General features: G+C 64.0%; 6 protein-coding genes. 2 read left to right on the plus strand and 4 right to left on the minus strand.

What is annotated here, in order from left to right; genetic code table 11:
* Positions 1-2: 2 nt before the first annotated feature.
* Positions 3-3,260, minus strand: coding sequence for an Ig-like domain-containing protein (locus AC04PT_RS10740; RefSeq protein WP_482873680.1), 3,258 nt, complete (start codon positions 3,258-3,260; stop codon positions 3-5).
* 590 nt (positions 3,261-3,850) lie between these two features.
* On the opposite strand from AC04PT_RS10740, the gene AC04PT_RS10745 reads away from it, so the two are divergent.
* Positions 3,851-4,993 (plus strand): alpha-D-ribose 1-methylphosphonate 5-triphosphate diphosphatase, encoded by a 1,143-nt coding sequence (locus AC04PT_RS10745; protein ID WP_482873681.1) that lies wholly within the window; start codon positions 3,851-3,853, stop codon positions 4,991-4,993.
* A gap of 6 nt (positions 4,994-4,999) precedes the next feature.
* Here the strand turns inward: AC04PT_RS10745 and AC04PT_RS10750 are convergent, their stop codons facing one another.
* The 3 genes from AC04PT_RS10750 to AC04PT_RS10760 form a co-directional block, all read right to left on the minus strand.
* Positions 5,000-7,369 carry an HWE histidine kinase domain-containing protein gene (locus AC04PT_RS10750; RefSeq protein ID WP_482873682.1) on the minus strand — a complete coding sequence of 790 codons (2,370 nt, stop codon included), beginning with the start codon at positions 7,367-7,369 and terminating at the stop codon, positions 5,000-5,002.
* A gap of 468 nt (positions 7,370-7,837) precedes the next feature.
* Positions 7,838-9,130 carry a PQQ-dependent sugar dehydrogenase gene (locus tag AC04PT_RS10755; RefSeq protein ID WP_482873683.1) on the minus strand — a complete coding sequence of 431 codons (1,293 nt, stop codon included), beginning with the start codon at positions 9,128-9,130 and terminating at the stop codon, positions 7,838-7,840.
* Between the two features lie 222 nt (positions 9,131-9,352).
* Positions 9,353-10,576, minus strand: coding sequence for a GNAT family N-acetyltransferase (locus AC04PT_RS10760; protein WP_482873684.1), 1,224 nt, complete (start codon positions 10,574-10,576; stop codon positions 9,353-9,355).
* A 213-nt stretch (positions 10,577-10,789) separates the two neighbouring features.
* Here AC04PT_RS10760 and AC04PT_RS10765 point away from each other — a divergent pair, with 213 nt between their 5' ends.
* Positions 10,790-11,584: an inositol monophosphatase family protein gene (locus AC04PT_RS10765; RefSeq protein WP_482873685.1), complete on the plus strand. Its 795-nt coding sequence runs from the start codon at positions 10,790-10,792 to the stop codon at positions 11,582-11,584.
* Positions 11,585-11,599 lie beyond the last annotated feature (15 nt).

Here is an 11,599-nt window from a genome sequence, read left to right on the forward strand (position 1 = left end):
GTTCAGATCACCACGTTGGTGATGTCGTCGTCGATCAGGACAGTAGCCTCGCCAAGCTGATAGGCGGCATAGGTTTCGCCACCCTCGCTGACGTTGCCGGTGTATGTGGCCCCGGTCAGCGTCACCCGGTCGGCGCTGTCGCCGTGGACGGTCAGCGTGTCGGACGCCGCAGACAAAGCCAGCACATCGGCTTCGGTCAGCGTCAGATGCGCCTCTTCGGCGAATTCCAGATCGACCGCTTCGACGTTGTGCGCGCCGAGGGCCGCGTTATCCAGCGTCACCTCGGTCCCTGTCGCCCCGTCGTCGAGTACGAGGTAGGTCGACCGGGTGTTGCCGGCCACATCCGAGGTGCTGACAATCAGGTCTGACCCATCGGGCACCGACTGGTCGAAGAAGAAGGCGGTTTCTCCCCGGGCGGCCAGGTCGATCTCGGTCAGCGGCACATCGGTGATGGAACCGTCCGCCGCCACGGCGAGGATGTCTTGCGCATCCTCAGCCAGTTCGGTCGAGATACCGGGGAAACCGTTCACATCCTGGGTGACTGTCACGATGTTCGGCGCATCGGGGGCTTCGGTGTCGATGTGCAGCGTCTCGGTGATCGTGCTGGTGTTGCCCGCCGCGTCGGTGGCGGTGATCACGAAGCTTGCGTCGTAGTCGCCCTGTGCCACGTCGGCTGCCGGGATGTCCAGCGTCCAGCTGCCGTTCCCGGCAACGGTAGCAAGGTAGTCGGCGCCATTGAACCGAACCGAGACCGTCGATCCGGCCTCGACCTGCCCCGAGAGCGACAGCGCGTCGCCCGAGGCCAGTTCCGCCGCATTCACCACACCGTCCGCGCCGGCCGAAGTCGCCCCCAGGTCAAGCGTATTGACGTAGGTATCGACGTGGACGACCTGCGTCAGCTGGGCCGTGTTGCCAGCCGGGTCGGTGGTGTCGACGATGGCGGTGGTGTCGTATTCTCCGGAGGCCAGCGTGCCGTTTTCGAACACTGCTTCCCAGCTGCCGTCGGCATTCACCACCGCCGGGCGGGTCACGCCGTCGATGGTGACGGAGACCGAACCGCCGGGTTCGGTGGTGCCGGTGACGCTGATGCCCTGTGCGGCCTCGGCGGCGTTGACCACACCGTCGGCGCCCGCGCCCACCGCGACATTGGCGAAGTTCACCACCTCGGTGTCGATGGCGACGGTGTCCGAGACCTGAAGGTGGTTGCCCGCCGCGTCGGTGATCTCGGCAGTGATATCGGCTTGATATGTGCCCGGCACGACTTCGCCCGCGGCATAGGTGGTGGTCCAGGTGCCGTCTGCGCCGGCGACGGTGGTGTGGGTGACACCGGCCAGCGTCACTGTGACCACGGCGCCGGGGTCCGAGGTGCCATGGATCACCACGCCGTCAGAGGCCTCGGCCGCATTGACCACATCGTCACCTTCGATCGGGTCGGACGACAGCGTCAGGGTGCCTGCGACGGTGTCGAACTGGACCGTCCGGCTTTCGGTCCGGGTGTTGCCGGCGGCATCGGTCGCGGCCAGCTCCAGGGTAACATCAACCTCGCCCGAGGGCAGATCGCCGGGCGCGAAGCTGGCGCTCCAGCTGCCGTCGGCCGCGACGGTCGCCTGCTGGCTGACCCCGGCCAGGGTGACGATCAGGCTGCTGCCGGGTTCGACCGTTCCGGTCAGGGTCAGCCCCTGCGCGGCTTCCGCCGCGTTGACGATCTGATCGGCGCCGCCAGTTGCGTTGGCAGTAAGCGGATCGACGAAGGTGTCAATTTCGAACGTGCCGCTGGCGCTGCTGGTGTTGCCCGCCGCATCGACCGACGTCGCAGTGATCGTCGCGTCGTATTCGCCGGTGGCAAAGCTGTTGGCCGGAAGGCTGAAGCTCCAGTTGCCCTGATCGTCGGCGGTGACGGTCTGGGTGACGCCTGCCACGGTGACTTCGAGCGTGGCGCCCGCAGTGGCGGTGCCGGAAACGGTCATTTCGCCAGCGGCCTCTGCGCCGTTGACCAGTCCGCCGCTCACCGGATCGATGGTGATGTCGTTGGGGATGGTGTCGACCGTCAGGGTCTGAGCCAGCGTCGTGGTATTGCCGTAGCTGTCGGCCGAGACCACCAAGACCTCGGTCTGATATTCGCCCGGTGCAATCTCATCTGCGGTGTAGTCCACTTGCCAGCTGCCGTCGTCGCCCACCACGGTGTCGCGGCTGACGCCGTCGATGGTGACGGTGATGCTTGCCCCCGCCTCGCCCGTCCCGGTCACGGTCAGGCCCTGCGGGTGACTGGCAAGGTTGATCAGGTCGCCGGCTTCCATGGTGCCGCCGGTCACGTCAAGCACAGGTCCGGTGAGGTCGATGGTGACCTCCGGCCCGTCGAGGACAATGACCTCGGTTCCATCCGGCATCGACACCGCGATTTCGCCCACGACGTCATGAATGCCGTCGTCTGGGAAGTTATCGCCGTCGAAGATCACCGACCAGTTGCCGTCGCCGTCGATCACGGTGTCCAGCGTGATGTCGTCGATGGTCACGCTGACCTCGTCGCCGGCCTGCCCGGTCCCGGTGATCACGATCTCTTCGGTTGCGCCGTCACCGCCGACGATGATGGCGGTGTCGTCGATGGCCGGCATCACGGGCCCGCCGCCACCAGACCCTTCTCCGCCGCCACCGTGGCCTTCGCCGCCGCTGCCGCCCTCACCATCACCTTCGCCGCCGACGTCTCTGCCGCTGCCGCTGCCGCCTCCGCTGTCGGCGTCACTGCCAAGCGTGGCCGCGCCGACGGCCGTGGCACCGGCAAGGCCGAGCGCGCCCAGAAGCGGCGTGCCGCCCAGAAGGCCCGCGGCCAGCATGGACACGTCGTTTCCGCCAGCCGCGTAGCTTTCGACCGAGGCGACCTGCGGCCGGTCCTGGAAGATCAGAGCATCATCCGGCGACCATTTGCCCCATTCGGCGGTCGGTCCGTATTCGGCGAACAGCACACCGTCGCCGCCATCGACGAAGAACACCTCGTGCAGATCGCCGTCGCTGCTGATGAACAGGCGTGGCTTGTCCGCGGACGCTGCGAAGTAGCTGTCAAGCACCACCACCCGGCCGTCGGCCAGTTCGATGTGCAGGTCGTTGCCGACGCGGGTGTAGCCCCGCATGTCCGACTTCGACAGATTGAAGGAAATTTCACTTCCGGTATGCACCGGAACAAGCGTCTGAACAGCCCCCGGCTGCACCGCATCACCTTGGATAACGCCCGCATCCGTGCGGACGACGTACTCGATCGCATTCATGATAACACCGCTCTACCTCGCGCAGCCTCATTATTTTTTGCGGGCCACGTCATTTCATTGCCTTTAGCGATACCCGATCGGTATGCCCCAAAAAAGACCTTTTTCCACTCACCTACTGAAAGCCGTGCATTTGCAACACGATCCACAGCGATTTGGATGTGGATAAAGTGCGCGCCCGTGTCGCGACCCGGCAGGTGACATCCAGATTCTCCTTAGGATTATGGGGCTTTTTCGGACTCTGCCCGCGCGGCAGGCAGGCCGCGCGGCTGAAGAGGCGCCGATCACGGGCTGTGGCTTGACGGCAACGGACCTAACGTCAACTTTACCATGGGACCCCGGGTCCCACAAAGCCACCTCCGGTCACCAGCCCGCGTCCTTGCACCCATGGGTCCGTCGCGGGCGCCGCAGGAGGCCCATGATGCACCGAAATCGCGAATTCGCGGGCGGCAGGGACAGGCGTTTTATCTACCGAGCGGTAGGTGCCGGACGGTCGAAAAAGGCGGATGCGCCGGCAGAGAATTGACATCCGCGTGCCAGACATGAACGGTTCGACAACTTCATCCTCCCATCCAAAGGCTGCCGACATCTCCATGACTGACACCCTGTGCCTTGCGAATGCGCGCCTTATCCTGCCCGCTGCCGTCATGACGGGGTGCATTACGGTCGAAGACGGACGGATCTCGGCCATCGAAGAGGGAGACCGGGTGCCGGACGGAGCCATCGACTGCGGCGGCGATTTCGTGTCTCCCGGGCTGGTCGAGTTGCATACCGACAATCTCGAAAGACACCTGGAGCCCCGACCCGAAGTCGATTGGCCGCACCTGTCGGCGATACTTGCGCATGACGGCCAGTTGGCCTCTGCCGGGATCACCACCGTGTTCGACGCCATGCGCGTCGGCTCGATCCACGACAGCAGCGCGCGTTACAAACCCTATGCGCGGCAGGTGGCCACCGAGTTGCTGGCTCTGCGCGCGCAGGGGGCCCTGCGGATCAGCCACTTCCTGCATCTGCGCGCCGAGATCTGCTCGGAGACGCTGATCGAGGAAATGGCCTCGTTCGGGGCGGAGGACCGGGTCGGTATTGTCAGCTTGATGGACCACACGCCGGGCCAGCGGCAGTTTCGCGACATGGCGAAGCTGAGGACCCATATCACCAAGAAGCGGGGCATGACTGACACTGAGTTCGAGGATCACGCGGCGCATCTGATGGACCTGCAACAAAGCAACGGCCAGCGCCACGAGGCTATCGCAGTCGCGGAGGCCCGGCGCTATGGGGCGGTGTTGTGCAGCCATGACGATACCACCGCGGCGCAGGTGACGCGGTCGGCGGATCACGGTGCGCGGTTCGCGGAATTTCCGACCACGATTGATGCGGCCGAGGCCTGCCGTGCCGCCGGCATCGCGGTGATGATGGGCGGGCCCAACATCATTCGTGGTGCATCGCACTCCGGCAATGTCTCTGCTTTTGATCTTGCCGAGCGGGGCCTGCTGGACATCGTGTCGTCGGATTATGTGCCCTCGGCGCTGCTGCTGTCGGCCTTCCGGCTGGGCGCGCTGTGGAATGACCTTCCGCGCGCCATGGCGACGGTCACTGCGCGCCCGGCCGAAGTGACCGGGCTGAAGGACCGCGGACGGCTGGAGACCGGGCTGCGGGGGGACCTGCTGCGCATCGGGCTGATCGGGCAGACCCCGGTGCCGCGATGCGCCTGGAACCAGGGCGTGCGCGTGTTCTGAGACCGCTCAGTCCGCGCTGTGTCCGTCCAGCGCCGCTCCAAGGGTCTGGATCAGCTGGTCCGGGCTAAAGGGCTTCTCGATCCAGGGCGTGCCGTTCAATTCGGCCGGAATTTCGATAATCCTGGAATAACCGGTGGCAAACGCGAACGGCATGCCGCGCGACTGGACGACGCGCGCGACAGGCCAGACCAGATCGCCGTTCAGATTGACGTCGAGGATCGCGGTGTCGAAGCTTTCATTCGCCGCCATTGTCAGCGCGGCCTCCATCGTGGCGACGGGGCCGACCACCGAGCAGCCAACGGTCTGCAATGCCGCGACGGTTTCCTGCGCCACGAGGTGTTCATCCTCGACCACCAGAACCCGTTTGCCGGCCAGCAGCGCCTGATCCCCCGCAGGGACCCTGACCGGGTTCACCGGATGGTCGGACTGCACAACCTCGGCCCGCAGATTGTCGAGCGGCAGGTCTATCAGCGCATGCAGCCCGTCACGGGCATAGTCGAGCGTCACACAGCCGCCGAGATCAGCGGTCAGCATGCTCTCAATCAGGATGGCGCCGAATCCGGTTCGGCTGGGCGGGGCTTCGATCGTCGGGCCACCGGTTTCGCGCCAGTCTATGACCAACCGTCGATCCTCAACACCGGCCAGATGCCATGTCACCGCAACCATGCCGTCCTGACCAGAGAGCGCACCGTATTTCGCCGCATTGGTGACCAGTTCGTGCAAGGCAAGCGTCAGGGTCTGCGCCGCTTTTGGAGTGACCTTGAGTTCGGGGCCGTCAAGGTGGACGCGCTCGGCGCCTTCGCCGCGATAGGGCGCGAGGGCGTTTTCGACCAGCACTTCGAAACTGGCACCCTGCCAGCGGCTGCGAGCCAGCAGGGAGTGCGACTGGGCCAGGGCCGAGATTCGTCCGACCAGGCGGTCCGCGGCCTCCTTCTTGTCGCCCTGACCGCGCGCAAGGCTTTGGCGCGCGATCGACTGCACGACGGCGAGGATGTTCTTCACGCGATGGTCAAGCTCGGCCATCAGCATGTTCTGGCGCTGCTCGGACCGCTTGCGTTCGGTGACATCGCGGACGAAACCGGTGCCGAGGACGGGTTCGCCGTCCTCGTCCGTCTGGAAGACGCCGGTGCCGTGCAGGTGCCGCAAGCTGCCGTCAGGGTGCAGGATGCGGTATTCCAAATCGAACGGCCGCCCCTCGCGCAGACAATTGCGAACCTCTTCGTCGAACCGTGCAAGATCGTCGGGGTGAACCCGATTCACCCAGTCTTCGATCATCACATCGCCCGTCTCGAAGCCCATGATTTCGGTGCCGCAAGCGTCTACGCTGGCCGACCCGTTGGTAAAATCCCATGTTGCCCATCCGAGGCTGGAGGCCTTTGTCGCCAACGCCAGCGCATCACGGGTTTCACGCAAGCTTTGTTCGCTGACCCGGCGGGCCGCGTCGGCGCGGGATGCTTCCAGTGCGGAATGCGTGCGCTGCGCGACCTCCTCGGCCAGTGCGACATCGGCGGGGTTCCAGAAGGTCGGTTGCGGCGAATGGAGGGCCAGCACCGCGACAAGCTGTCCATTGCGCAGGTGCGGGATATTCAGGAATGCGCGGATGCCCCGTCCCGCGAAGTTGTGAAGCGCCTCGGGTGTGGACGTACGGGGATCCTTGCTGACGTCGGAAATGACGATGCTGCGGCCTTGCTTCAGGTCGGCGATGAAATCAGGGCCGAATTCCTGCAGCCGGTGTGTCCCGGCGCAGCTTGGTATGCTTCCGTCATTCCAGTCGCGATGGATAATCGCGTATTCCCCGGTCTCGTCGATCTGGGCATATGCGCCTTGCGATACCCCGAAGTGGCGGGCGAGCAGCGCGGCGGGATCGACGCAAAGCGTTGCCGGATCGCGCGCGGTGCGGAATATTTCGGTCAGCTGAATTCGCATCTGCGCCCGGCGTTCCTCGAGCACCTGTTCGGTGATCTCCAGACAGGGGCAGAGGAAGCCCTGCACGGTGTCGTCAGGGCCGCGAACCGGCGTGTATGAGAACGAAAAGTGCGTCTCTTCAAGGTATCCCTTGCGGAGCATCATCAGCGGAATGTCGGCCATGTGCAGCGCCTCGCCATCGTAGGCGCGCTGCACGATCGGCTTGAGATCCTGATCCCAGATTTCGCTCCAGACGCGTTCGAATGCCATGCCGAGGCACGGGTGCTTCGCCGCCAGGATCTCGCTATAGGCATCGTTGTAAAGCAAGGTTCGTTCCGGACCCCAGACGATGAACATCGGTTGGCTCGACGCCAGCATCAGGTCGATCAGCACATGCAGAACCTGCGGCCAGTCGCGGGGCCGCCCCAAAGGTGAAGCGTCCCAGTCATGAGCCCGGATCAGCTGTTCCATTTCGCCTTCTTGGGAAGGACTTGCAGAGCGTTCGAGTCTCTCGTCGTGCAACAGGTGTCTCCATACGAATTCGGGTCACAAGGACTCTGTCCCCAAGAGATTGGTATAGTTTTCATTTCCGCCCTAGCCAGACACAATGGTGTTTTAGGCGCCTGTCCGCGACGTATCAGCCTCTGGTTGGCGGGGCCGCGACGAACGCGGGTTATGCTTGGGGTGCACCCGCGATGTTCAGGACAAAATCACAACGGGGCAAATACGGGCGTGCGCTGGGTCATGTGATTGTGCGTTTGCCGGAGACCTGGAGGCGAAGAGAACCGGGCAAAGCGAAAGGGAATTCTGTTGCCACCGGCCCGCAGCGGATGGCAAGGCGTTTCGGCCCGAACCCGCAGACGTGCATCCGATCCCAGGCCCTGCCCTATTTGGCCCCGGCAGCGCGCCAGTGCAAAACAGGCACCGTCGCGCCCATTCTCAGGCGGCGCCCGTCACGCGCCAGATGATGTCGCCCACGTCGTCGGCCATCAGAAGCGATTTGCCGTCCGGCCCGAGGGTCACGCCGACGGGGCGTCCATAGGCCAGCTTTTCATCCTCGGACAGGAACCCGGACAGGATATCGCGAGATGGGCCGCTCGGCCTGCCGTCCGTGAACGGAACGAAGATCAGCTTGTAGCCGCTCAGCTTCGACCGGTTCCACGATCCGTGCTGGCCGATTACCATGCCTTCCCCGAACCCCGGCAGGGTGTCCTCGGGCATCCAGCACAGGCCGAGCGACGCGGTGTGGCCGCCCAAGGCATAGTCCGGCGTGATCGCCTTGGCGACCATCGCGGGGTCCTGCGGAACACGGTCGTCCACCGTCTGGCCCCAGTAGCAATAGGGCCAGCCGTAAAAGCCCCCGTCCGCGACCGACGTGAGATAGTCGGGCGGCGTTTCGTCGCCAAGTCCGTCACGCTCGTTGACGGCGGTCCAGAGCTTGCCTGTCACCGGCTCCCACGCCATTCCGACCGCATTGCGCAGGCCCGAAGCAAAGATGCGGGCCTCGCCAGTCTCCAGATCCAGTTCCCAGATCGCGGCGCGGCCCTCTTCGGCCTCCATACCGTCGTCGCCGATGTTGGACAGCGAACCGACGCCGGCGTAGATCTTTTTGCCATCGGGCGAGGCGATCAGGCTGCGCGTCCAGTGTCCGTGCGGCTTGAAATCAACGAGCTTCTCGCCTGCGCCGGACAGCGCGGTGTCACCGGGCGAATAGTCGAAGACGCGGATACCGTCGGTATTGCCGAGATAGAACCTGTGGCCAACCAAAGCCATGCCGAACGGCTGGTTCTGATTTTCGACGAAGACCTTGCGGATCTCGGCCGTGCCGTCACCGTCGGCGTCGCGCCACAGTGTCACGCGGTTAGCGCTCTTGCCGATTGCCTTGACCCGCCGCATCGTTGCCTGCGCGGCATGATCCATCAGGGTCTTCGGCGGTCCGGCCTGTTCCTTCGATTCCGCCACCAACACGTCGCCGTTCGGCAATACTTCGATCCACCGGGGGTGATCCAGCCCGGCGGCGAAGGCATTGACCTTCAGGCCGGGTGCGCAAATCGGCAGGCGGCCATCCTTCCAGCCTTCCGCGACGGGCATCTTCAGCGTCATGATCCCCTGCTTGCGGGCCTCGGGAATGTCCGGGTCAGCGCCGACGGCCTGATGCGCGGGCGCCCCCATGCGCCGCAGGAATGCGACAGTGCCGCCCACCAACGCGGTTGCCTTTGCGATTAGCTCCATGTCTGCATCCTTCTCCAGCCGGGACACCGTATTCAAGGTCATCCGGCAGCGACAGCGCCATTGCGCAGGCCGCCGCCGTGATCTGATAACGGCTTGCTATTGACGTCGTGTCTGCCGGAAAGACCTTCCGCGTGCAAGACGTCGCAAGGCTGTCGCTCACCGCCAGACCGGAAGTCTTCGCGGGCGACCGGATCAGTCAAGCGGTGAGGGTTCAAGGTTTTTCTAGCGGCGGCTGACGGTCTCGATCTGGGTCAGGATTTCTCCGGCACGCTCAAGCCTGCCCTTCTGAAGCTCTTCGCGTGCGCGGCGCGCGGCATGGGCGATCGAACCTGTGTCGAAAACCTCGGACGGGTCGTCGCTTCGGCGGCGTATGGTCAGATACGCCAGATGTTTGTCGGCTGCGCCGTATTGGTATTTGTAGGGCTCGTTTCCGTGACCCAGCTCGTAGCTGGTCAAATTCATGCCGATGGCGCCTTCGATGCAGTAGGCATTCAACAGCAAGCCGATGCAGGGCAACGTATCACGGCGATCACGTGCGGCAACAAGGCCAATCATGGTGCTGTGCGGAAGATCAATCAACCGGGCCAGAATGCCTATGGGTTGAGTGTCGTTCCACAGCACCGGCATGAACAGAGCATTCATGCTCTGGCATCTCTCAAGCAGTGCACGCTGCTTTTTCTGATAGCTGTGCAACGCAGAAGCTGAAAGTGTATCGCCCCAGCGCGACCGCCAGAGGCGCTGCAATGCGTCTGCATTTCTGTCGAAGGTCTCCGGCGTCGTCAGAGAGATGCGATAGGGTCCGCCCTCCAGATACTTGCGGCGAAAGCGGCGGATCTTGCTGCGGGTGCTCTTGCTCACGGTTCCGTGCAGGTAGGCCTTGAAGCTGTCGGGCAATGCCACGGTCGGCACCCGGAGTTGATTGGTGGTTTCGGTGTTGCCGGTGTAGGACGGCCAATCGACCCGGAAACCGGAGGTGTCCAGTGCCGAGGCGAAAATCCGACCCCGGTGCGGGGCCGAGACATAGCGCAGGGACATGCGCTTCCACGGCAGGCGCGCGACGCCATGCGCCAGCGCCGTGAGGGCGGCATCTTCACGTTCGGGATCGCACAGGAACCCGGTCGCGTCACTCAGGCCGAGACGGCCGGCCGCATCATACCGGGTCTGGCACGCTGCGCCGCTGTCGCTCCAGTAGAAGGCATGGCGCAAAGGCAGGATGGCGACGATATCGTCATGATCAGAGCGGTCGCGCACGACCATCACATGCCAGGATCCGGGGTTGTCGGTGAGCAGTCTGTGCATCCAGTCCCAGGACAGGAAGATGCCGGAGTGCGGGTCGATCTCGGCAAGACGTTGCCAACCGCGACGCAGCGCGTTCAGCCCATCGAGACTGTCGATCCTTGTCATGCAGAGGACTTGTCCGGTCTCGGATCCGAGAGCAGCGGTCATGTTCAAGGGGCATCTCCGTCCAATTCCCTGACACATGAATAGCCTGCAAATGCGGACCGAATGTGCCGAAATTGAGCTCAGGACGCGGGTGTATCAGACTCCCGCCAAGTGCAAAGGCGCCGCGCGAGCCATTTGCACGGGCGGTGAAATGCAGTTCAGCTTCAACTCGATTGGCGTTACCGTGCCTTTCACACCATTCGAGGGAGCGGAATTTTGGACAGTGAAATCTCTCGCCGAAAGGCATTTGCGGTTGCAACCTGCCGCGCCGCCGGAGACCTCGCGCTCAGATACTTCCGCGATCGCGACAATCTGGTTGTCGACGTCAAGGGTGCCCAGGATTGGGTGAGCGAGGCCGACAAGAATGTCGAGACGTTCATTCGGCAGGAAATCTCGGCCGCGTGGCCGGAGGACGGAATTTTCGGAGAAGAGCACGGTTCGAAAGGCGGAACGAGCGGGTTCGACTGGGTCATCGATCCGATCGACGGCACCACCAATTTCGTCAACGGCATCCCCGCCTGGACCATCGTGCTTGCCGGTGTTTCCGAAAAGGGCACCCAGATCGGCGTCATCCACGATGCAAACGTGGACGAGATGTATGTCGCCGAGCGCGGCATGGGCGCGACGTTGAACGGAAAGGCGATGTCCGTGGCGGCCGATGTGGCCATTGACGCCGGCACCGTCTCGGTCGGGTATTCCAACCGCGTCGAGGCGAATAACGTCCTGCCGGTCATTGCCGCCCTGATCGAGCGCGGCGCAATGTACCACCGCAATGCGAGCGGTGCGCTTTCGCTGGCCTATGTCGCGGCCGGCCGGCTTCTGGGCTACGTCGAAGAGCACATGAACGCTTGGGACTGCCTTGCCGGACAACTGCTCATCAAGGAAGCCGGCGGCAAGATCGAGGATCAGGATCCCTATCAGATGATCCGGGCCGGTGGCCGTGTGGTGGTTGGGACGCCGGCGGTTTTTCCCGAACTCGTCTCTATCGTCGATGACGCCTGGGCAAAGTGACTGCGACGCCGCGCA

It is taken from the genome of Litorisediminivivens sp. KMU-197 (assembly GCF_056858395.1).